The following is a 20,790-nucleotide window of genomic DNA, read 5'->3' on the forward strand; positions in this document are numbered from 1 at the left end:
TCGGCGTCCTCAAGTCCGGCAAACCGTTCGACCCAATCCTTCATGGGGCTTGATCTCGATAACAGTATCTACGGAGCAGCCTACGCTCCGGGTCATTCGCCGAGTTTGGTGATTTCCGGGCTCGAGGTGAGGTCGCGCTTGCTGCGCTGCTTGTCCAGCGGCTCGCCGGTGACCTGGAACCAGATGTTCTCGGCGATGTTGGTGGCGTGGTCGCCGACGCGCTCGATGTTCTTGGCCATGAACAGCAGGTGGGTGCACGGGGTGATGTTGCGCGGGTCTTCCATCATGTAGGTGAGCAGCTGGCGGAAGTAGCCGGTATAGGCCTCGTCCAGCACGGCGTCGTCCTTCCACACCTGGTAGGCGCGTTCGGCGTCGCGGTCGCGATAGGCCAGCAGCACCTCGCGCACTTCTTCGGCGGCCAGTTCGGCCAGGTGGCGCAGGCCGCCGACCGGCGCCACCGGCGCCACCATCGACAACGGGATCGAGCGCTTGGCGACGTTGGCGGCGTAGTCGCCGATGCGCTCGATGTCGGAGGCGATGCGCAGGGCGGCATACACGTTGCGCAGGTCGCCGGCCATCGGTGCGCGCAGCGCCAGCAGGCGCACCACGTCGTGGCCGATCTCCTGCTCCATCTGGTCGATCGCGTCGTCGTTGCCGACCACGCGCTGCGCGGCGCGCTCGTCGCGCCGTTCGAGCACGTCGATGGCCGCTTCCAGCTGGGTCACCGCCAGCTCGCCCATGCGCACGATCTCGCCGGTGAGCCGGGTCAGCTCGCTGTCGTAACTCTTGATGATGTGGTCGGTGCCGGTATTCATGGTGGGGTCCTGTGTGATCAGCCGAAGCGCCCGGTGATGTAATCCTCGGTCTGCTTCTTGCCCGGCTTGGTGAAAATCCTTTCGGTCCGGTCGAACTCGATCAGCTCGCCCAGGTACATGAAGGCGGTAAGGTCGGAGACGCGCGCCGCCTGCTGCATGTTGTGGGTGACAATGACGATGGTGAACTGGCTTTTCAACTCTTCCACCAATTGCTCGATGCGGCTGGTGGCGATCGGGTCCAGCGCCGAGGTCGGCTCGTCCAGCAGCAGCACCTCGGGCTTCAGCGCGATCGCGCGGGCGATGCACAGGCGCTGCTGCTGGCCACCGGAGAGGCCGAGTGCGTTCTGCCTGAGCTTATCCTTCACCTCGTCCCACAGCGCGGCGCTGCGCAGCGCCTGTTCCACGCGGCCTTCCATGTTCGCCTTCGACAGCTTCTCATGGTGGCGGATGCCGTACGCGACGTTCTCGAAGATCGTCATCGGGAATGGCACCGGCTTCTGGAACACCATGCCGACCTTGCTGCGCAGGCGGTTCAGCGAATAGCCGGGGTCGAGGATGTTTTCGCCGTCCAGTTCGATCGAACCCTTCGCCTCGAGTTTCGGGTAGATCGCGTAGATGCGGTTGAAGACGCGCAGCAGGGTCGACTTGCCGCAGCCGGACGGACCGATGATCGCGGTGACCTGCTTTTCCGGGATATCCATGTCGATGCCTTTCAACGCATGGAATCCGCTGTAGTAAAAATGCAGGTCGCGCACGGCGAGCTTCGGGGCCGCCGCCGATGCGGCCGTCTCCGACGCCGGGTTCGTGGCGAGGGCGGAATCAGTCATGGGACACCTTGGTGCGGAAGAGGATCAGGCGCGAAGCCAGGCTGAGCAGCAGCACGAACATGGTGATCACGAACGCGCCGGCCCAGGCCAGCGCATGCATCGCCTCGCCCGGGTCGTTGGCGTACTGGTAGATGATCTGCGGTAGGCTGGACATCTTGTCGATCGGGTTGAGCGCCATGTAGTTGTTGCCGAACGCCGTGAACAGCAGCGGCGCGGTCTCGCCGCTGATCCGCGCCAGCGCCAGCAGTACGCCGGTGATGATGCCCGAGCGCGCGGCGCGGATCAGGATCTGCAGGGTCAGCTTCCACTGCGGCACGCCCAGCGACAGCGCGGCCTCGCGCAGGGTGGAGGGTACCAGCCGCAGCATCTCGTCGGTGGTGCGCACGATCACCGGCAGCGCGATCAGCGCCAGCGCCACGCCGCCGGCGAAGCCGGAGAAGGTGGTGTTGCCGTGGGTCAGCGCGGTGCTCGGCAGCACGATGATGGTGTAGACGAACAGGCCCATCACGATCGACGGCGCCGACAGCAGGATGTCGTTGAGGAAGCGGATCGATTCGCCCAGCCGCGTGCGGTCGGCGTATTCGGCCAGCCAGGTGCCGGCCAGCACGCCGATCGGGGTGGCGATGGCGATGCCGATGAAGTTGATGATCAGGCTGCCGACCATCGAGTTCAGCAGGCCGCCGTCCTCGCCGTAGGCGGTGACCTTGGTGAACAGCTTCAGGTCCAGCGCGCCGATGCCCTGGCGCAGGGTTTCCCACAGGATCCAGGCCAGAAAGGCCAGGCCGATCAGGGTGGCCAGCATGCTCAGCGTCATCGCGACCGCATTGGTGACGCGGCGGCGCAGGTACAGCGCGCTCATCAGCGACCCTCCTTGCTGGCCAGCCGGCGCAGCATCAGCCGGGCGATCAGCAGCACGATGAAGGTGACCACGAACAGCAGGAAGGCCAGCGCCATCAGCGCGGACTTCTGCAGGCCGGCCGCCTCACTGAACTGGTTGGCGATGGTCGAGGCGATCGAGGCGCCGGGGTCGAGCAGCGAGGCGGACAGGTGCATGGCGTTGCCCAGCACGAAGGTCACCGCCATGGTCTCGCCCAGCGCACGGCCGAGGCCGAGGAAGATGCCGCCGATCACCGCCGAGCGGGTGTACGGCAGCACGATGTCCCAGGACACCTCCCAGGTGCTGGAGCCGAGCGCATAGGCCGATTCCTTCAGCCGGGTCGGCACGGTCTGGAACACCTCGCGCATCACCGAGGAGATGAACGGGATGATCATGATCGCCAACACGATGCCGGCGACCAGGATGCTGGCGCCGAACGGGTAGTCGCTGCCGAACAGCTTGCCGACGAACGGCACGTGCTCGGCCACCCACGACAACTTGCCGTCGTCCGGCTTGTTGCCGAGGTTGCTGGTCAGCCACGGCTTGACATGGTCGGCGAAGAACGGGGCGAAGACGAACAGGCCCCACATGCCGTAGATGATCGAGGGGATGCCGGCCAGCAGCTCGATGGCCGAGGAGACCGGAGTGCGCAGCCAGGTGGGCGCGACCTCGGAGAGGTAGACCGCGATGCCGAAGCTGATCGGTACCGCGATCAGCAGCGCGATGAACGAGGTGGCGACGGTGCCGTAGACCGGCACCATGGCGCCGTAGACATCGTTGCCCGGATCCCATTCCGAACTGACCAGGAAGTGCCAGCCGAACGTGCCGAATGCATCGCGGCCACCCCACAGCGTGGCGCCGGCGGCGCCAAGCAGGGAGGCCAGCACGATCAGCGCGCAACCCTTCAGCAGCCAGCGGAACAGCCGTTCGTTGCGGGCATCGCGGCGACTGCGCTGTTCCAGGATGTCGGTGGACATGATGGATGCTTCGGTGGCTGGCATGACGATCCAGTAGGCGGGGTGAAAAACTCGACGCCCCCGACGGCAGGGCCGGCGGGGGCGTCGGCTTTCTTACTTTACGGCATCAGTGCTTGAACTCGGACGTCCAGTACGCCTCGATCTGGCTGACCAGGGTCGCCGGCAGGGGCACGTAGTCCAGCGCGCTAGCGGCCTCCTGGCCATGCTCCAGGGCCGACTTGAAGAAGTCGAAGGCGACCTTGCTGTTGACGGCGTTCTTCGGCGACTTGTACATGATCACCCACGTGGTGGCGGTGATCGGCCACGCCTGATCGCCCGGCGCGTTGGTCATGATCAGGTTGAAATCCTTCGCGTGGGCCCAGTCGGCGGTGGCGGCCGCGGCAGCGAAGCTTTCGGCGTTCGGCGAGAGCACCTTGCCGGCGGCGTTCTTCATGTTGACCCAGCTGATCTTGTTCTTCACCGCATAGGCGTACTCGACGTAGCCGATCGAGCCCTTGATCTGGCGCACGTACTGCGACACGCCCTCGTTGCCCTTGCCGCCCACGCCGGTCGGCCATTCCACGGCCGTGCCGAATTTCACCTTGTCGGCCCATTCCGGGCTGACCTTGGACAGGTAGTTGGTGAAGTTGAACGTGGTGCCCGAACCATCCGAGCGATGCACCACGGTGATCTTGCCGGCCGGCAGACTGAGGCCGGCGTTCAGCGCGGCGATCTTCGGGTCGTTCCAGTTGCTGATCTTGCCCATGAAGATCGCGGCCAGGGTGGCGCCATCGAGCTTGATCTGGCCGGCCTGCACGCCGGCGATGTTGACCACCGGCACGATGCCGCCGACCACGACCGGGAACTGGCCCAGGCCGAACTTCTGCAGGTCCTCGGCCTTCATCGGCGCGTCGGAGGCGCCGAAGTCGATGGTGCCTTCCTTGATCTGCGCGATGCCGGCGCCGGAACCGACCGACTGGTAGTTGAGGTGGTTGCCGGTCTTCTCGGCATACGCAGCCGACCACTTGGACATGACCGGGTAGACGAAGCTGGAACCGGCACCGGTGATGTCGGTGGCGTTCGCGGCGGCGCCGAACGTCGAGGCCACCGCCAGTGCGGCGACGGCAGCGAAGCGAAGCGGGGATTTATGGTTGATCAACACGGTGGCTCCTTGGGTGAGGTCGGATGCGACCCGGCCATTTCAGGCTTTGCGTGTTGCCATTGAATGAAATGAATGTTGCAGCCAAATGACAAACTGTCATCTTTCCGGCCATCCGCCACCAGCCGCGTTCAGGCGGCGTCGAGCCCGGCGTGGACCTGTTCGATCATTTCCAGCTGGCGCCAGCGATTGACCACGCTGCAGAACAGTTCGGCGGTGCGCTCGGCGTCGTAGACCGCCGAATGCGCCTCGCTGCTGTCGAATGCATGCCCGGCCGCCAGCACGGCCTTGCTCAATACGGTCTGACCGTAGGCAAGGCCACCGAAGCTGACCGTGTCGAAGCAGCTGAACGGGTGGAACGGATTCCGCTTGTGCCCGGTACGGCGCACAGCCTGGTTCAGGAAACCGAGGTCGAATGCGGCGTTGTGGCCAACCAGGATCGCCCGCTGGCAGCCGGCTTCGCGCACCGCTTCACGCACCACCTGAAAGACGTGGTCCAGTGCCTGGCGTTCGGCCAAGGCGCCGCGCAGCGGGTTGCCCGGGTCGATGCCGGTGATCTCCAGCGAGCGCGGATCCAGGTTCGCCCCCGGAAACGGCTCCACATGCGTGGAAACCGTGGGCTGCCGGTACAGGTAGCCGGCGGCATCCATGGCCAGCGGCACCGCGGCGATTTCAAGCAGGGCATCGTGCTCGGCGTCGAAACCGCCAGTTTCCACATCGACCACCACCGGCAGAAAACCGCGAAACCGGTCGGCCATGCGCGGGGTATTGCTGTTGTCGGGCGTTTCCATCCACGAAGCATATCAGCCGGTACACGGCGCGTAGGCCGCATGCTTGCCGGGGATGCGGCGGCGTTGTCTTTAATCTGTCATCAAAGCAGCATCCAACCGTAAAGAAGCCTAGGCAAACTTTTAACGAATCGCTGGCCAGCCGTCAGGTCGAGGGGGCGATCGAGATGTTTTCCACCAAACTTGCGGAGAATGACATGCGTTCCAAATTGATTGCGGTAGCGATTGCCGCCGGTCTCGGCGTTACCAGCTTCACGGTCGCCGCGGCACCGGCGCAGAAGTCGCACAACAGGACGACGGCTCCGGCTGCCAGCAACGCCGAAGTCGAGGCGCTGAAGGCGCAGCTCGCCGCGTTGCAGTCCAAGGTGGACGAGCTGGAACAGCGCACCGATGCGCAGTCCGACATCAACGTGTCGACCGGCCAGGCGGTGGAGACGGTGCAGAAGGCGCAGGCCACCAGCGACAAGAAGGTCGCGTCGGTTGACAAGCTGCTTGGCAATACCTCGCTGTCCGGCAAGATGTTCTTCGACTTCACCAACATCAGCGACAAGAACAGCGACAAGGGCAAGACCGACAAGTCGGGCACCGGCATCGACGTCAAGCGCTTCTACCTCGGCGTCACGCACAAGTTCAACGACGTATGGTCGGCCAACCTGACCACCGACTTCAACTACGCCAGCGCCATCGGCCAGACCAGCCTGTACGTGAAGAAAGCCTACGTGCAGGGCAAGTTCGACGATGCCGCCGTGCTGCGCATCGGTTCGGCCGACCTGCCGTGGGTGCCGTTCGCCGAGAACTACTACGGTTTCCGTTACGTCGAGAACACCCTGATCGACCGACTGAAGTACGGCACCTCGGCCGACTGGGGCCTGCACATGGGTGGCGAGCTGGGCGCCAGCAAGTCGCTCAACTACGCCGTGTCCGTCGTGAACGGCGCCGGCTACAAGAACCCCAGCCGCACCAAGGGTGTGGATTTCGAAGGCCGCGTGGGCTTCGTGCCGTTCGACAACATGATCGTGGCGGTGGGCGGCTACAGTGGTCACCTGGGCAAGGAGACGCAGAACATCAGCGCGCCGCACACTGCCCAGCGTGGTGACTTCATGGTGGCCTACGCCGACAAGTCGCTCCGCCTCGGCGCCGAGTACTTCACCGCGAAGAACTGGAACAACGTGCTGAGCCCGCTGTCGGACAAGGCCGACGGCTACTCGTTGTGGGGCAGCGTGCTGGTCGCCGACGGCCTGACCCTGTTCACCCGCTATGACAACGCCAAGGTCAGCAAGAACCTGGACCACAACGCCAAGGACGTCTACTACAACCTCGGCCTGGAGTACCAGGTGACCAAGGGCTTCAAGCTGGCCGGCGTGTGGAAGCACGAGAAGGCCGACAAGTCGGTCACCACCCCGGTGCCGCCGCACGTGCAGAACGTGAAGACCAACGAGATCGGCGTGTTCGGCGAGGTTTCGTTCTAAAACCGTCACATTGCCGCGGCATACTGCCTCCAGTCGGATGGCAGCCGGCTACGGTTATCGCAAGGAGTTCCACCCAGGGACGGAAAACGGCGGGCATTGCCCGCCGTTTGCTTTTCCGCGGCCCGGACAATCCGCCGTCAGCGGTGATCCAGCGTCGCTCCGGTCAGCAGGCCGCGCGCCAGCATGCTGCACTGGCGCCGGTACAGCAGCAGTTGCCACTGACGGCCGCCGATCTGCCGCCACAATACCGCCGAGCGCACCGCCGCCAGCAAACTGGTACGCACCTTTTCCACCACGGCGGGCTGTTGCAGCTGCAGCGGGTTGCCGCTGACCATGACACGTGGCTTGAGGATCGACAGAGTGGCGGCATACACCTCGGCCAGCCGGCTGCAGACCTGGCTGGAATCCATGCCGAAATGGTCGGCCTGGCGCTGCGCGGCGAGGATGCCTTGCTGGAGCTTGTCGAGCAGGTCTGCCCGGGCCGACAGGCTGCGTTCCAGCCGCACCACGGTCACCGCCATACGGGTCACCGCCATGTCGCGGTCGTTTTCGTCGAGTTGGGCGATCAGGCTGCGCAGGCCGAGCCGGATGTTCGAGATGCTGCCGTACACGCCGACCACCGAAGGCGCGTCGATGCGGAACACGCTGGCGACGCTGGCCTCCATCGCGCCTTCGTCACAACGGCCGTCGTTGGCCAGCTGCTGCGCCAGCGCACAGGCCTGGAACAGCCCGGCCAGGGCAAGCACGCGTTCCTCGGTCATGGAAAAGGTTTCAAACACGGGGCGATGATTCTCTTGCAGGATGGGTGGGGAAAGGGGTGAATGCCGGCAGCAGGCCGCCGTAGGGCGCGTCGGTAACCGCGATCACCGCACCGCCGAGACAGACCTCGCCATCGTAGAGCACCACCGACTGCCCCGGCGTCACCGCGCGCTGCGGTTCGTCGAAGCGTATCTCGAGGCCGTCGCCGTGCACGCTGACCGTGCAGGCCTGGTCGGACTGGCGGTAACGGGTGCGGGCGGTGCAGCGGAACGGCGTGGAGGGCGTGGCGCCATCGACCCAGCTCGGTGCCTCCGATTGCAGCCGCCGCGAATACAGCCAGCGGTTCTCGCCGCCCTGGGCGACGTACAGCACGTTCGCCGCCACGTCCTTGCCCACCACGTACCAGGCCTCGCCGCCGGCGCCGTGGCGGCCGCCGATGCCCAGCCCGTTGCGCTGGCCCAGGGTGTAGTACATCACGCCCTGGTGTTCGCCGATCAGCGCGCCGCCGGGCGTGCGCATCTCGCCGGGGCGAGCCGGAATGTAGTGGGAGAGGAAGCTGCGGAAATCGCGTTCGCCGATGAAGCAGATGCCGGTGGAGTCCTTTTTCGCGTGGGTCGGCAGGGCTGCCGCGCGGGCCAGTTCGCGCACACGCGATTTCTCGAGCCCGCCCAGCGGGAACAAGGTGGCGGCCAGTTGCCGCTGGCCCAGCGCATGCAGGAAATAGCTCTGGTCCTTCGCCGCGTCCACCGCGCGCAGCAGGCGGTAGCGACCGTCCATGCAATCGACGCGGGCGTAATGGCCGGTGGCGATCTTGTCGGCGCCGAGTGCGCGAGCCTCGTCGAGGAAGGTCTTGAACTTGATCTCGCGGTTGCACAGCACGTCGGGGTTCGGCGTGCGGCCGGCGCGGTACTCGGCGAGGAAGTGCTCGAACACGCCGTCCCAGTATGCCGCGGCGAAATTGCGCGCGTGGAACGGGATGCCGAGTCGCCCGCACACCGCCACGGCGTCCTTGCGGTCGGCATCGGTGGTGCAGGGGCCGGAGCGGTCGTCCTCCTCCCAGTTCTGCATGAACAGGCCTTCCACCTCATAGCCGGCCTGCTGCAGCAGCAGACCGGCGACCGAGGAATCGACGCCGCCGGAGATGCCGAGCATCACCTTCACGACGCGCCGCCTTCGGGCAGCCGGCTCAGCACGTCCAGCGGCAGTCGCCGGCCGGCCAGCCACTGGTCGATGCTCTGCAGGATCATCGGGCTGCGCAGGCGTCCGCCCAGAGCGGCGATCTCGGCCCGGGTGAGCCAGGCAGCACGGCAAATGTCGGCATCCAGCGGGCGCGCCGGGTCGTGGCCGAGCGGACGGGCGGCGAAGCTGAAGCGGATCACCGCATCCCCGTGTTCGGTGCTGCGCCACTGGTGCACGCCGATCAGGTGCTGCAGCTGCACGGTCCAGCCGGTCTCCTCCAGCGTTTCGCGCAAGGCGGCCGCCACGAGGGTTTCACCATCCTCCAGGTGGCCGGCCGGCTGGTTCCAGGCGAGCCGGCCGTTGACCCGCTCCTCGACCATCAGGTAGCGGTCGCCGTCGGCCACCACGCAAGCGACGGTGACATGCGGTCGCCAGATCTCGGCGGAAGCGGGGGAGTCGGCCATGTCGGGGGAACGCCGGGGCTGGAAAAAGTGTCATTGTGCCATCACCTTTCCTGCCGCACCGTGGCGAGTGGATCCGGCGCCGCGGCGTATACTTTCGACCCAGAGTTCATACCACGACCCATCCATGGCCCACGAATCCGAACATGAGCACGACAGCGGCCGCGGCCTGGCGCTGGAAACCGCGAAACCGGAGGTGGCGCGGCCGCCGCTGTTCCAGGTGCTGCTGCTGAACGACGACTTCACTCCGATGGATTTCGTGGTCGAGGTGCTGCGCGCTTTCTTCAACCTGGACCAGGAGCAGGCGGTGCAGGTGATGCTGCATGTGCATACCCGCGGGCGGGGCGTGTGCGGCGTGTTCACCCGCGAGGTAGCGGAGACCAAGGTAACCCACGTCAACGAATATTCACGTTCCCATCAGCACCCGTTGCTGTGCACTATGGAAAAGCTCTGAGCGTCCCCATTTTGTGCTCATCGCGGCACCGCAGGCCGCTCAACCATTGCAAGCGGAGACGATCCGAATGTTCAGCAAGGATCTGGAAGTCACCATCGGCCAGTGCTACAAGCAGGCCCGCGAACAGCGCCATGAATTCATGACGGTGGAGCACCTGCTGCTGGCATTGACCGAGAACCAGTCGGCGCTCGGCGCCCTGCGCGCCTGTGGCGCGGATCTGCCGCGGCTGTCGGCCGACCTGGTGCGCATCATCAACGAAACCGTGCCGGTGCTGCCATCCGGCGACGAGCGCGATACGCAGCCCACGCTGGGCTTCCAACGCGTGTTGCAGCGCGCCGTCTACCACGTGCAATCCTCCGGCCGCAAGGAGGTCACCGGCGCCAACGTGCTGGTGGCGATCTTCGGCGAAAAGGATTCGCACGCGGTGTATTTCATGCACCAGCAGGAAATCACCCGGCTCGACGTGGTCAACTACATTTCGCACGGCATCGCCAAGATCGGCGACGAGCCGGCCGCCGGCGTCTCCGGCGGCGAGCGCGAGGGCGAGGAGGGCGGCGAGCCGAAGGGCAATCCGCTGCACGAATTCGCCAGCAACCTCAACGAGCTGGCGCTGGAAGGCAAGATCGACCCGCTGATCGGCCGTGCCGACGAGATCGAGCGCACCATCCAGGTGCTGTGCCGCCGGCGCAAGAACAACCCGTTGTACGTGGGCGAGGCCGGCGTGGGCAAGACCGCGCTGGCCGAGGGCCTGGCCAAGCGCATCGTCGACGGCGAGGTGCCCGAGGTGCTGGAAAGCGCCACGATCTGGTCGCTCGACCTGGGCGCGCTGGTGGCCGGCACCAAGTACCGCGGCGACTTCGAGAAGCGCCTGAAGAGCGTGATCGCGCAGCTGAAGAAGCAGCCGGGCGCGATCCTGTTCATCGACGAGATCCACACCATCATCGGCGCCGGCTCCGCCTCGGGCGGCACCATGGACGCCTCGAACCTGATCAAGCCGATGCTGGCCTCCGGCGAGCTGCGCTGCATCGGCTCGACCACGTTCCAGGAGTACCGCGGCGTGTTCGAGAAGGACCGCGCGCTGGCCCGCCGCTTCCAGAAGATCGACGTGGTCGAGCCGACCGTGGCCGACAGCATCGAGATCCTCAAGGGCCTGCGCTCGCGCTTCGAGGAACACCACCACGTGGCCTACACCAACGAGGCGCTGAAGGCGGCGGTGGACCTGTCGGTGAAGCACATCCCCGACCGGCTGCTGCCGGACAAGGCGATCGACGTGATCGACGAGGCCGGCGCGCGCCAGCGGCTGCTGCCGGAGGAGCAGCGCACCGGCCGGGTCGACGTCGGCGAGGTCGAGTACATCGTGGCGAAGATGGCGCGCATCCCGGCCAAGCAGGTGTCGGCCTCGGACCGCGACGTGCTGAAGAACCTCGAGCGCAACCTCAAGATGGTGGTGTTCGGCCAGGATCCGGCGATCGAGGCGCTGGCCGCGTCGATCAAGATGGCCCGTTCCGGCCTGGCCGATCCGTCCAAGCCGATCGGCTGCTTCCTGCTCGCCGGCCCGACGGGTGTCGGCAAGACCGAGGTCACCCGGCAGCTGGCGATGCAGTTGGGCATCGAGATGATCCGCTTCGACATGTCCGAGTACATGGAGGCGCATTCGGTGTCGCGGCTGGTCGGCGCGCCCCCGGGCTATGTCGGCTTCGACCAGGGCGGCCTGCTGACCGAGGCGATCACCAAGCACCCGCATGCCGTGCTGCTGCTGGACGAGATCGAGAAAGCGCACCCGGACGTGTTCAACATCCTGCTGCAGGTGATGGACCGCGGCGTGCTGACCGACACCAACGGCCGCGAGGCGAACTTCAAGAACGTGGTGGTGGTGATGACCACCAATGCAGGCGCGGCCATTGCCGCGCGGCGCAGCATGGGCTTCATCGAGCAGAAGCACGAGTCAGACGCGATGGAAGTGATCCGCCGGATCTTCACGCCGGAGTTCCGCAACCGGCTGGACGCCATCATCCAGTTCGGCGCGCTCGACTTCGAGCACATCCTGCGCGTCGTCGACAAGTTCCTGATCGAGCTGGAGAGCCAGCTGGCCGAGAAGCGCGTGAGCCTGGACGTGGACGCCGACGCCCGCCGCTGGCTGGCCGAGCACGGCTTCGATCCGCAGATGGGTGCGCGGCCGATGGCGCGGGTGATCCAGGAGAAGGTGAAGCGTGCGCTGGCCGACGAACTGCTGTTCGGCAAGCTGGTCGACGGCGGCGTGGTGCACCTGAGCGTGGCCGACGGCGAGCTGAAGGTCGACTGCAAGGCGGCCGGGAAGCTGCCGGCGGTCGTCGAATAACCACCGCGGGAAAAAACGGCGAGGCAAAGCAAAGGCGGCGCATTGCGCCGCCTTTGCTTGTCCGATACCGCCGTCCTGTTGCCGCATCGCCGCGCGCAGGCGCGGCCGACCTACTTCATGCGGTAGGTGATGCGTCCCTTGCTCAGGTCGTACGGGGTCATTTCGATCTTGACCTTGTCGCCGGTAAGGATGCGGATGTAGTGCTTGCGCATGCGGCCGGAGATATGGGCAATGATGACGTGCCCGTTCTCCAGCTGTACACGAAACATGGTGTTGGGCAGGGTCTCCTGGACCGTGCCTTCCATTTCGATGACGTCGTCTTTGGCCATGTGTTCCGGGGTTCACGCGCAGCCGTCATGGCCGCGTAAGCCGTCGATTATGCCACGGATGGACGCCTGGTTAAAGAATCATCAGCACGGATCGGGCCGGACCGGCGTCAGGCGAAATGCTCATCCAGCTTGCGCCGGATTTCCTGCTCGATCATGCCCTTCAGCGGCGCCAGCAGCAGGCCCAGCTCGGCCCTGACCTGGATCGCGTCGCTGCCGACGGCGATCGAGCCGCTGACGCCGGGACGGGAAAACAGCAGGGTGTCGCCCTGCCAGCGGTCGTCCGTGCCGAATTTCTCGCGCATGCGCGCAGCCACCCGGTCGACCACGGCGCGGGCCTCGGCAACCGGCAATTGATGCGGGTGGTGGATATCGATCCTGGGCATGGTGGACTCCGGGGGAAACGACGCATCTTAACGCCTGGAGCGCGGCGGGCCGCATGCTAGAGTTCCGCTGTCCATCGACCGGCTCATCCATGCGTATCGAATTTCCCAATGCGGCCCGTGAGGATTTCCATTGGACGCAGGCGCAACTGCGCGTCGGCAGTGCGCCCGACAACGACCTGGTGCTGGCCGCCAGCCAGGCGGCGCCGCAACATCTGCGGATCCAGCAGGATCGCCGGGGCTGGGTGCTGCAGGTGTTGCCGTCGGCCGACCGCATCTACGTCAACGCGCGGCCGGTGCGCGAGCGCGCCCTGTTGCGCGCCGGCGACGTGGTCAGCGTGGGCGATTGCCGCATGCTGCTGCGTACCGACGAGGATCCCGCCCGGCGCACGCCGCCGAGCGTGCCCGAGCAGGGGCGCTGCACGGTGGCCCTGCGCGCGGTGGCGGGCCCGCTGTCCGGGCGGGTGCTGCCGTTGCGGGACAGCCTGGAGTTCGGCCCCCACGGCGATTGCCCGCTCGAGTTGCCGCAGGGCGATGCCATCGCCTTGCGCATTTCCTGGCACGAGGGCCGGCTGCTGCTGGAAGTCACCCAGCCGTCCGCGCAACACCTGCTGCGGGTCAACGGCGTCGCCGTGCAGCAACTGGCCCTGCAGCCCGGCGACCAGCTCGGCGTGGCGATGCACCGCTTCGTGGTGGATGGACCGGGCATGGAGCCGGAGCCGGAAATCACGCTGCCCGAACCCCCGCCGCGACACCTGCCCGAGGAGGCCGCCGGCCCCAGCGGCGAGGTGTGGTGGCTGATCGTCACCGCCGCCGTGCTGGCGCTGGGCATCGCACTGGTGCTGCTGATCCGTTTCTGAGGGCACGCGCTGAGGGTTGACCGCGCCATGCTGCGCCGCGCCATAATGCGCGGAACACCCTCGACAGGACGCAAGCGCACGTGAGCAGAGTCTGGAATTTCAGCGCCGGCCCGGCAGCGCTGCCGCAGGCGGTACTCGAACGCGCCCAGCGCGAGATGCTGGACTGGAACGGCAGCGGGGCCTCGGTGATGGAGCAGTCCCACCGCGGCAAGCGCTTCATCGCGATGGCCGCCCAGGCCGAGGCCGACCTGCGCGAGCTGATGGAGATACCGGCCGACTATGCCGTGCTGTTCCTGCAGGGCGGCGCCACCCAGCACTTCGCGCAGATCCCGATGAACCTGGCCGGCGAGGGCGACAGCGCCGACTACGTCGTCAGCGGCCACTGGAGCGCGAAGGCGGCCAGCGAGGCGAAGCCCTACCTGCGGGTGAACGTGGCGGCCAGCGGCGAGGCGGACGACTACCTGAAACTGCCGCCGCGCGACAGCTGGCGGCTCGATCCGGGCGCCGCCTACGTGCACTACACGCCCAACGAGACGATCCACGGCGTCGAGTTCCACGCCATCCCCGACATCGGCGGCACGGTGCCGCTGGTGGCCGACATGTCCTCGAACATCCTGTCCGAGCCGCTGGACGTGAGCCGCTTCGGGCTGATCTACGCCGGCGCGCAGAAGAACATCGGCCCGTCCGGCCTGGTGCTGATGATCATCCGCCGCGACCTGCTGCAGCGGGCCGGCCGGCCGATGGCGCGGATCTTCCGCTACGCCGAGCACGCCGCTGCCGACTCGATGCTCAACACGCCGAACACCTGGGGCTGGTACGTGGCGGGGCTGACCTTCCAGTGGCTCAAGGAACAGGGCGGGCTTGGCGCCATGGCCGCGCGCAACCGGACCAAGGCCGAACTGCTGTACCGGGCCATCGATGGCTCCGGCGGCTATTACCGCAACCCGATCGAGCCGTCCGCGCGCTCGCGCATGAACGTGCGCTTCACCCTGCACGACAGCGCGCTGGACGCGGCGTTCCTGCAGGAGTCGGAGGCGGCCGGCCTGATCGCGCTGAAGGGCCACAAGGCGCTCGGCGGCATGCGCGCCTCGCTCTACAACGCGGTGCCACCGGAGGCGGTCGAGGCGCTCGTGGCGTTCATGCGGGATTTCGCGCAGCGCCACGGCTGAACGCACGAAAGCGGGATTTTCAGGCAAGATGCCGCTCCATCATTTGGACTTCCATCCATCCAGGCGGCTGAACGCATGACCGACCCGAAGACCCCGTTGAGCGAGATGCGCGAGCGCATTGACAGCATCGACCGGCAGATCCAGCAGCTGATTTCCGAACGCGCCAGGCACGCGCAGACCGTGGCCAAGGTGAAGGGGGAGGGGCTTTCCGCGATCGACTATTACCGCCCCGAGCGCGAGGCCCACGTGCTGCGCATGGTGGTGGACCGCAATGAAGGCCCGCTGTCCGATGCCGAGATGGTGCGGCTGTTCCGCGAAATCATGTCGTCCTGCCTGGCGCAGGAGGACCCGCTGAAGATCGGTTTCCTCGGCCCGGAGGGCACCTTCAGCGAGCAGGCCGTGCGCAAGCACTTCGGCCACGCCGCCTACGGCCTGCCGCTGGGCAGCATCGAGGAGGTATTCCAGGAAGTCGCCGCCGGGCACGCCGACTTCGGCGTGGTGCCGGTGGAGAATTCGGGGCAGGGCATGATCCAGGTCACCCTGGACATGTTCCTCACCTCCGAAGCTACCATCTGCGGCGAGATCGAACTGCGCGTGCACCAGTGCCTGCACTCGCTGAGCGGCCGCCTGGAGGACGTGCGCCGGGTCTACGCCCACGCGCAGTCGCTGCAGCAGTGCAAGACCTGGCTGCGCATCAACCTGCCCGAGGTGGAATGCATCGCGGTCAGCAGCAACGCGGAGGCGGCGCGGCTGGCCCTGCATGCCGACGACGCGGCGGCGATCGCCGGCGAGACGGCGGGCAAGGTCTACCGCCTGAAGACCGTGGCCAAGGGCATCGAGGACCGCGCCGACAACACCACGCGTTTCCTGGTGATCGGCCGCTCGCTGTTTCCGCCGTCCGGCAACGACCGCACCTCGTTGCTGATCACCGTCAACGACAAGCCCGGCGCGCTGTACGACGTGCTCAGCCCGTTCGCCAAGCACGGCATCAGCCTGAACCGCATCGAGTCGCGGCCGGCGCATACCGGCAAGTGGCAGTACGCGTTCTTCATCGACGTCTCCGGCCACGTCGACAGTCCCGCGCTGCAGGCGGCGGTGCAGGAGATTGGCACGTCGGCAGCGACCGTCCGCGTGCTGGGCTCCTACCCGGTGGCGCTGCCTTGAGCGGCCGCCTGGACTGGAGCAGCCGGGCGAGCGGCCCGCTGCACGGCAGCGTGCGCGTGCCCGGCGACAAGTCGGTGTCGCATCGCGCGCTGATGCTGGCGGCGATCGCCGAGGGCGACTCGCGCATCCGCGGCTTCCTCGAAGGCGAGGACACTCGTGCCACCGCCGCCGTGCTGGCGCAGCTCGGCGTGCGCATCGACACGCCGGCGGCCGGCGAGCGCGTGGTGCACGGCGTGGGCCTGCATGGCCTGCGCGGCACGACACAAGCGCTGGATTGCGGCAACGCCGGCACCGGCATGCGCCTGCTGACTGGCTTGCTGGCCGGGCAGGCCTTCGACAGCACCCTGGTCGGCGATGCCTCGCTGTCGAAGCGGCCGATGCGCCGGGTGACCGATCCGCTGGCCCTGATGGGCGCGCGCATCGGCACGCACGACGGCCTGCCGCCGCTGCACGTGCACGGCGGCCAGCCGCTGCACGGCATCCGCTACGAACTGCCGGTGCCCAGCGCGCAGGTGAAATCCGCGTTGCTGCTGGCCGGCCTGTACGCGGAAGGCGAGACCGAGATCATTGAGCCGCACCCGACCCGCGACTATACCGAGCGCATGCTCGCCGCGTTCGGCTGGCCGATCGCGTTCGCGCCAGGCCGCGCGAAGCTCTCGGGTGGCCATGTGCTGCGCGCCACCGATGTCGAGGTGCCGGCCGACTTTTCCTCGGCGGCGTTCTTCCTGGTCGCCGCGAGTGTGGTGCCCGGCTCCGTGGTTCGCTTGCCGGCGGTGGGCCTCAATCCGCGCCGCATCGGCCTGCTGCAGGCGCTGCGGCTGATGGGCGCGGACATCGCGGTCGAAAACGAACGCAAAGCCGGTGGCGAGCCGGTGGGCGATCTCGTGGTGCGCCATGCGCCGCTACATGGCGTCGAGCTGCCCGAGGCGCTGGTGCCGGACATGATCGACGAGTTCCCCGCGCTGTTCATCGCCGCCGCGGTGGCCGGCGGCCGCACGGTGATCCGCGGCGCCGCCGAATTGCGGGTGAAGGAGTCCGATCGCATCGCCACCATGGCCACCGGCCTGCGCGCGCTCGGCGCGGCGATCGAGGAAACCCCGGACGGCGCGATCATCCACGGCGGCCGGCTGGGCGGTGGCACCGTGGCAAGCCATCTCGACCACCGCATCGCGATGAGCTTCGCGGTGGCCGGGCTGGTCGCCGCCGGACCGGTGCGGATCAACGACTGCAGCCATGTCGCCACTTCGTTCCCCGGCTTCCTGGAGCTGGCCAACGGCTGCGGCTTCGCGCTGCAGACCGCGACGTGAATCGCCGATACGCCACGTTGCGCTAGGCTTGCTGCCTGACCCAAGGATCGTCCATGCCAAACGCGGTGCCCCCGTTCATCGTCGCCATTCCCGCCCGCTACGGCTCGACCCGGCTGCCGGCCAAGCCGCTGCGCGCGATCGACGGCGTGCCGATGGTGGTGCGAGTGGCGCAGCGCGCCCTGCAGGCCGGTGCCAGCCAGGTGGTGGTGGCGGTGGACGACCGGCGCATCGCCGACGCGCTGGCCGGGCAGCACGGCGTGGACATCTGCATGACCCGCAGCGACCACGCCTCGGGCAGCGACCGCCTGGCCGAATGCGCCAGCCACTACGGCTGGGCCGCCGACAGCATCGTGGTGAACCTGCAGGGCGACGAACCGTTCGCGCCGGCCGCCGGCATCCGTGCGGTGGCGCAGGCGCTGGACAGCGACGATGCACCGATGGCCACCCTGGCCACGCCGATCATCGACGCCGAGGAGCTGTTCGACCCGAACGTGGTGAAGCTGGTGCGTACCGCCAATGGCCGTGCGCTGTACTTCAGCCGCGCGCCGTTGCCGTGGGCGCGCGATGCGTTCGCCATCGACCGCAACGCGCTGCCGTCCGGCTCGCCGTTCCTGCGCCACATCGGCATCTACGCCTACCGGGCCGGCTTCCTCGACCGCTACGCCGGCCTACCGCGCACGCCGCTGGAGCAGACCGAATCGCTGGAACAGTTGCGCGTGCTGGAACACGGCCACGCGATCGCGGTGCGGCTGACGCCGGAGCCGTTCCCGCCCGGCATCGACACCGAGGCTGACCTGGAGCGTGCGGAGCAGTGGTTGCGCACGCAGCGCTGAGCCTCCATCTCCGGTGGTCATCGCCGCTAGAATGACCCCATGCAGTCCGCGCAACCGCCCCCCTTCGACGGCAAGGCCTTCGTCCGCACGCTCACCACCTCGCCCGGCGTCTACCGACACTTCGACGCGGCCGGCGAGCTGCTTTACGTGGGCAAGGCCGGCAACCTCAGGAAGCGCGTCGGCAGCTATTTCCTGAAGCCGCGGATGGAGCCGCGCATCGCGGCGATGGTGGCGCAGATCGCCCGCGTCGAGATCACCGTGACGCGCACCGAAGGCGAGGCACTGCTGCTGGAATCGCAGCTGATCAAGTCGCTGAAGCCGCGCTACAACATCCTGCTGCGCGACGACAAGAGCTACCCGTACATCTACCTGTCCAGCGGCGAGGACTATCCGCGGCTGGCCTTCCATCGCGGCGCGAAGAACCTGCCGGGGCGCTACTTCGGGCCGTACCCGAGCACCTACGCGGTGCGCGAGAGCCTCAGCCTGATGCAGAAGCTGTTCAAGGTGCGCCAGTGCGAGGACAGCTACTTCCGCAACCGCACGCGGCCCTGCCTGCAGTACCAGATCGGCCGCTGCAGCGCGCCCTGCGTGGGACTGATCAGCGTGGAGGATTACCGCAACGACGTGCGCCACGCCGAGATGTTCCTGGAAGGGCGCAGCAACGCGGTGATCGACGAACTGGCCGAGGCGATGGAGCAGGCCAGCAAGGCGCTGCAGTTCGAGCGCGCGGCGAAGCTGCGCGACCAGGTGGCCGCGCTGCGCCAGTTGCAGGCACAGCACCACGTGCAGGGCGCCAGCGCCGATATGGACGTGATCGCCTGCCGCATCGAGGCGGGCATGGCCTGCGTCAGCGTGCTGTTCTTCCGCAACGGCATCAGCCTGGGCACGCGCGATTTCTTCCCGCGGCTGCCGCTGGATGCCGAGCCGGCCGACGTGCTGGTGCAGTTCATCGCGCAGTACTACCTGGACCGGCCGGTGCCGCGCGAGCTGATCCTGGGCGAGCCGCTGGCCGACCAGGCGATCCTCGCCGAGCTGCTCGGCCAGCACGCCGGCCATGCGGTAGAGCTGAAATCCAGCGTGCGCGGCGAGCGCGCGCAGTTCCTGCAGATGGCAGAGCGCAACGCGCAGGCCTCGCTGACCGCGCGGCTGGCCAGCCGGCAGACCCTGGGCACGCGCTTCGACGACCTGCAGAAAGTGCTCGGGTTGGCGGCGTCGCCGCGGCGTATCGAGTGCTTCGACATCAGCCACACGATGGGTGAGCTCACCGTGGCCTCCTGCGTGGTGTTCGGCCCGGAAGGGCCGGAGAAGTCGCATTACCGCCGTTTCAACATCAGCGGGATCACGCCCGGCGACGACTACGCCGCGATGCACCAGGCACTGACCCGGCGCTTCCGCAAGGTGGCCGAAGGCGAGGGCGCGCGCCCCGACGTGCTGCTGATCGACGGCGGCGGCGGCCAGGTGGCGCAGGCGCTGGACGTGCTCAAGGAACTCGGCGTCGACGGCATCCAGGTCGTGGGCGTGGCGAAAGGCCCGGGCCGGCGCGCCGGCGAGGAGACGCTGGTGCTCGCCGACTCGGGGCGCGAATTGCACCCGGGGTCGTCATCGCCCGCACTGCATCTGGTGGCTGCGGTGCGCGACGAGGCGCACCGGTTCGCCATCAGCGGGCATCGCAAGCGGCGCGAGAAGGCGCGCGAGCGCAGCGTGCTGGAGGACGTGCCAGGCATCGGCGCGCGCCGCCGTTCCGCCTTGCTGAAGGCATTCGGCGGCATGCAGGGGCTGGAGCGCGCCGGCGTCGAGGAGCTGATGCAGGTGAAGGGCATCGATCGCGGCCTGGCCGAACGCATCTACGCCAGCCTGCATGGCTGAACCTCGGCGCACGTATTCACTCGGCACTGGCGCGCCATCGTGCGAGACTGCCTCAAATCCCTGGGACGAATCATGCGCATCAACCTGCCGACCTGGCTGACCCTCTTCCGCGTTGCGCTGCTGCCGGTGATGGTGGTGGTGTTCTACCTGCCGTTCCGCGGGCACAACATCACCGCGGCGATCGTGTTCCTGCTGGCGGCGGTCACCGACTGGCTGGACGGCTACCTGGCGCGCCGGATGCGGCTCACCTCGGCGTTCGGTGCGTTCCTCGACCCGGTCGCCGACAAGCTGATGGTGGCGGTGACGCTGTTCCTGCTGGTGGAGTCGCATCCGAAGGGCGGCTGGTCCGGCATCCTGATGGCGGTGACCGCAGCGGTGATCGTGGGCCGCGAGATCAGCGTCTCGGCGCTGCGCGAGTGGATGGCCGAGATCGGCATGCGCGCCACCGTCAAGGTCGCCTTCATCGGCAAGCTGAAAACGGTGATGCAGATGGTCGCGCTGGTGGTGCTGATCGTGCAGCACGAGAAGGCGGCCGAGGCGCTGCGGCTGTACCACATCGGCGAGGCGCTGCTGGTGGTCGCCGGCGTGCTCACGATCTGGTCGGGCCTGCATTACCTGCGCGCCGCGTGGCCGAGCCTGAGCGCCAACGGGGCAGGGCGCGGGCAAGAGTGATGCCGCCGGCGGCGCGGGCTTGACGATCCGCTTCCACGTATTAGAATGCGCGCCTCCGATGCGGGAATAGCTCAGTTGGTAGAGCACGACCTTGCCAAGGTCGGGGTCGCGAGTTCGAGTCTCGTTTC

At 67.3% G+C, this 20,790-nt stretch carries 21 protein-coding genes; 10 read left to right on the forward strand and 11 right to left on the reverse strand.

Annotated elements, in window-relative coordinates; all coding sequences use genetic code 11:
• Nucleotides 1–92 precede the first annotated feature (92 nt).
• The 6 genes from phoU to rnt all read right to left on the reverse strand — a co-directional run bounded on the left by phoU (nt 93) and on the right by rnt (nt 5,425).
• Nucleotides 93–815 (reverse strand): phosphate signaling complex protein PhoU, encoded by a 723-nt coding sequence (phoU, locus tag RHOFW104R8_RS12520; RefSeq protein WP_068095359.1) that lies wholly within the window; start codon nt 813–815, stop codon nt 93–95.
• A 17-nt stretch (nt 816–832) separates the two neighbouring features.
• A complete protein-coding gene (pstB, locus tag RHOFW104R8_RS12525) occupies nt 833–1,642 on the reverse strand; it encodes a phosphate ABC transporter ATP-binding protein PstB (RefSeq protein ID WP_068095357.1) in 810 nt (269 codons plus the stop codon).
• Nucleotides 1,635–2,501: a phosphate ABC transporter permease PstA gene (gene pstA / locus RHOFW104R8_RS12530; RefSeq protein WP_068095355.1), complete on the reverse strand. Its 867-nt coding sequence runs from the start codon at nt 2,499–2,501 to the stop codon at nt 1,635–1,637. Before pstA ends, pstB begins: the two co-directional genes overlap by 8 nt.
• Entirely contained in the window at nt 2,501–3,520 is a 1,020-nt protein-coding gene (pstC, locus tag RHOFW104R8_RS12535; RefSeq protein ID WP_068095353.1) for a phosphate ABC transporter permease subunit PstC, read from the reverse strand. The genes pstA and pstC overlap by 1 nt, the downstream gene beginning before the upstream one ends.
• Nucleotides 3,521–3,602: 82 nt before the next feature.
• On the reverse strand, nt 3,603–4,637 hold the full coding sequence (pstS, locus tag RHOFW104R8_RS12540) for a phosphate ABC transporter substrate-binding protein PstS (protein WP_068095351.1): 1,035 nt from the start codon (nt 4,635–4,637) through the stop codon (nt 3,603–3,605).
• A gap of 128 nt (nt 4,638–4,765) precedes the next feature.
• The gene (gene rnt, locus RHOFW104R8_RS12545) at nt 4,766–5,425 is read right to left on the reverse strand and encodes a ribonuclease T (RefSeq protein ID WP_068095349.1); all 660 of its coding nucleotides are present in this window, start codon (nt 5,423–5,425) and stop codon (nt 4,766–4,768) included.
• Nucleotides 5,426–5,619: 194 nt separating this feature from the next.
• Between rnt and RHOFW104R8_RS12550 the strand changes: the two genes are divergently transcribed.
• On the forward strand, nt 5,620–6,891 hold the full coding sequence (locus tag RHOFW104R8_RS12550) for a porin (protein ID WP_068095360.1): 1,272 nt from the start codon (nt 5,620–5,622) through the stop codon (nt 6,889–6,891).
• Between the two features lie 137 nt (nt 6,892–7,028).
• On the opposite strand, the gene hflD is transcribed toward RHOFW104R8_RS12550, so the two are convergent.
• The 3 genes from hflD to RHOFW104R8_RS12565 are packed head-to-tail and all read right to left on the reverse strand — an operon-like array spanning nt 7,029 to nt 9,293.
• On the reverse strand, nt 7,029–7,652 hold the full coding sequence (gene hflD / locus RHOFW104R8_RS12555; RefSeq protein WP_068095348.1) for a high frequency lysogenization protein HflD: 624 nt from the start codon (nt 7,650–7,652) through the stop codon (nt 7,029–7,031).
• Between the two features lie 10 nt (nt 7,653–7,662).
• A complete protein-coding gene (gene mnmA, locus RHOFW104R8_RS12560; protein ID WP_068095346.1) occupies nt 7,663–8,811 on the reverse strand; it encodes a tRNA 2-thiouridine(34) synthase MnmA in 1,149 nt (382 codons plus the stop codon).
• Nucleotides 8,808–9,293, reverse strand: coding sequence for an NUDIX hydrolase (locus tag RHOFW104R8_RS12565; protein WP_068095344.1), 486 nt, complete (start codon nt 9,291–9,293; stop codon nt 8,808–8,810). The genes mnmA and RHOFW104R8_RS12565 overlap by 4 nt, the downstream gene beginning before the upstream one ends.
• Nucleotides 9,294–9,417: 124 nt before the next feature.
• Between RHOFW104R8_RS12565 and clpS the strand changes: the two genes are divergently transcribed.
• Together clpS and clpA are read left to right on the forward strand one after the other, a co-directional pair.
• The gene (clpS, locus tag RHOFW104R8_RS12570) at nt 9,418–9,744 is read left to right on the forward strand and encodes an ATP-dependent Clp protease adapter ClpS (protein WP_068095342.1); all 327 of its coding nucleotides are present in this window, start codon (nt 9,418–9,420) and stop codon (nt 9,742–9,744) included.
• 67 nt (nt 9,745–9,811) lie between these two features.
• The gene (clpA, locus tag RHOFW104R8_RS12575; protein ID WP_068095340.1) at nt 9,812–12,082 is read left to right on the forward strand and encodes an ATP-dependent Clp protease ATP-binding subunit ClpA; all 2,271 of its coding nucleotides are present in this window, start codon (nt 9,812–9,814) and stop codon (nt 12,080–12,082) included.
• Between the two features lie 110 nt (nt 12,083–12,192).
• Here clpA and infA read toward each other — a convergent pair whose 3' ends face one another.
• Entirely contained in the window at nt 12,193–12,411 is a 219-nt protein-coding gene (gene infA / locus RHOFW104R8_RS12580; RefSeq protein WP_007508585.1) for a translation initiation factor IF-1, read from the reverse strand.
• A 107-nt stretch (nt 12,412–12,518) separates the two neighbouring features.
• On the reverse strand, nt 12,519–12,794 hold the full coding sequence (locus tag RHOFW104R8_RS12585; protein ID WP_068095338.1) for a polyhydroxyalkanoic acid system family protein: 276 nt from the start codon (nt 12,792–12,794) through the stop codon (nt 12,519–12,521).
• An 89-nt stretch (nt 12,795–12,883) separates the two neighbouring features.
• Here RHOFW104R8_RS12585 and RHOFW104R8_RS12590 point away from each other — a divergent pair, with 89 nt between their 5' ends.
• The 7 genes from RHOFW104R8_RS12590 to pgsA all read left to right on the forward strand — a co-directional run bounded on the left by RHOFW104R8_RS12590 (nt 12,884) and on the right by pgsA (nt 20,662).
• Complete coding sequence (locus tag RHOFW104R8_RS12590; protein ID WP_068095336.1) at nt 12,884–13,651, forward strand: FHA domain-containing protein; 768 nt, start codon at nt 12,884–12,886, stop codon at nt 13,649–13,651.
• 80 nt (nt 13,652–13,731) lie between these two features.
• On the forward strand, nt 13,732–14,820 hold the full coding sequence (gene serC / locus RHOFW104R8_RS12595) for a 3-phosphoserine/phosphohydroxythreonine transaminase (RefSeq protein ID WP_068095334.1): 1,089 nt from the start codon (nt 13,732–13,734) through the stop codon (nt 14,818–14,820).
• Nucleotides 14,821–14,895: 75 nt separating this feature from the next.
• Nucleotides 14,896–15,984: a prephenate dehydratase gene (gene pheA / locus RHOFW104R8_RS12600; protein WP_068095332.1), complete on the forward strand. Its 1,089-nt coding sequence runs from the start codon at nt 14,896–14,898 to the stop codon at nt 15,982–15,984.
• Nucleotides 15,981–17,291, forward strand: a complete 1,311-nt coding sequence (gene aroA, locus RHOFW104R8_RS12605) for a 3-phosphoshikimate 1-carboxyvinyltransferase (protein WP_068095330.1) — start codon at nt 15,981–15,983, stop codon at nt 17,289–17,291. The genes pheA and aroA overlap by 4 nt, the downstream gene beginning before the upstream one ends.
• 53 nt (nt 17,292–17,344) lie before the next feature.
• Nucleotides 17,345–18,124, forward strand: a complete 780-nt coding sequence (gene kdsB, locus RHOFW104R8_RS12610) for a 3-deoxy-manno-octulosonate cytidylyltransferase (RefSeq protein ID WP_068095328.1) — start codon at nt 17,345–17,347, stop codon at nt 18,122–18,124.
• A 39-nt stretch (nt 18,125–18,163) separates the two neighbouring features.
• The gene (uvrC, locus tag RHOFW104R8_RS12615; RefSeq protein ID WP_068095327.1) at nt 18,164–19,990 is read left to right on the forward strand and encodes an excinuclease ABC subunit UvrC; all 1,827 of its coding nucleotides are present in this window, start codon (nt 18,164–18,166) and stop codon (nt 19,988–19,990) included.
• Nucleotides 19,991–20,062: 72 nt separating this feature from the next.
• Nucleotides 20,063–20,662 carry a CDP-diacylglycerol--glycerol-3-phosphate 3-phosphatidyltransferase gene (gene pgsA / locus RHOFW104R8_RS12620; RefSeq protein ID WP_068095325.1) on the forward strand — a complete coding sequence of 200 codons (600 nt, stop codon included), beginning with the start codon at nt 20,063–20,065 and terminating at the stop codon, nt 20,660–20,662.
• Nucleotides 20,663–20,790: the final 128 nt, after the last annotated feature.

The organism is Rhodanobacter sp. FW104-R8 (genome assembly GCF_001617365.1).
Classification (GTDB): domain Bacteria; phylum Pseudomonadota; class Gammaproteobacteria; order Xanthomonadales; family Rhodanobacteraceae; genus Rhodanobacter.

Bases quoted from the DNA above. Each gene is read 5' to 3' on its own strand.
- phoU (WP_068095359.1), bottom strand. From the start codon at position 815: ATGAATACCGGCACCGACCACATCATCAAGAGTTACGACAGCGAGCTG.
- pstB (WP_068095357.1), bottom strand. From the start codon at position 1,642: ATGACTGATTCCGCCCTCGCCACGAACCCGGCGTCGGAGACGGCCGCA.
- pstA (WP_068095355.1), bottom strand. From the start codon at position 2,501: ATGAGCGCGCTGTACCTGCGCCGCCGCGTCACCAATGCGGTCGCGATG.
- pstC (WP_068095353.1), bottom strand. From the start codon at position 3,520: ATGCCAGCCACCGAAGCATCCATCATGTCCACCGACATCCTGGAACAG.
- rnt (WP_068095349.1), bottom strand. From the start codon at position 5,425: ATGGAAACGCCCGACAACAGCAATACCCCGCGCATGGCCGACCGGTTT.
- RHOFW104R8_RS12550 (WP_068095360.1), top strand. From the start codon at position 5,620: ATGCGTTCCAAATTGATTGCGGTAGCGATTGCCGCCGGTCTCGGCGTT.
- hflD (WP_068095348.1), bottom strand. From the start codon at position 7,652: ATGACCGAGGAACGCGTGCTTGCCCTGGCCGGGCTGTTCCAGGCCTGT.
- RHOFW104R8_RS12565 (WP_068095344.1), bottom strand. From the start codon at position 9,293: ATGGCCGACTCCCCCGCTTCCGCCGAGATCTGGCGACCGCATGTCACC.
- clpS (WP_068095342.1), top strand. From the start codon at position 9,418: ATGGCCCACGAATCCGAACATGAGCACGACAGCGGCCGCGGCCTGGCG.
- clpA (WP_068095340.1), top strand. From the start codon at position 9,812: ATGTTCAGCAAGGATCTGGAAGTCACCATCGGCCAGTGCTACAAGCAG.
- infA (WP_007508585.1), bottom strand. From the start codon at position 12,411: ATGGCCAAAGACGACGTCATCGAAATGGAAGGCACGGTCCAGGAGACC.
- RHOFW104R8_RS12585 (WP_068095338.1), bottom strand. From the start codon at position 12,794: ATGCCCAGGATCGATATCCACCACCCGCATCAATTGCCGGTTGCCGAG.
- RHOFW104R8_RS12590 (WP_068095336.1), top strand. From the start codon at position 12,884: ATGCGTATCGAATTTCCCAATGCGGCCCGTGAGGATTTCCATTGGACG.
- pheA (WP_068095332.1), top strand. From the start codon at position 14,896: ATGACCGACCCGAAGACCCCGTTGAGCGAGATGCGCGAGCGCATTGAC.
- kdsB (WP_068095328.1), top strand. From the start codon at position 17,345: ATGCCAAACGCGGTGCCCCCGTTCATCGTCGCCATTCCCGCCCGCTAC.
- uvrC (WP_068095327.1), top strand. From the start codon at position 18,164: ATGCAGTCCGCGCAACCGCCCCCCTTCGACGGCAAGGCCTTCGTCCGC.
- pgsA (WP_068095325.1), top strand. From the start codon at position 20,063: ATGCGCATCAACCTGCCGACCTGGCTGACCCTCTTCCGCGTTGCGCTG.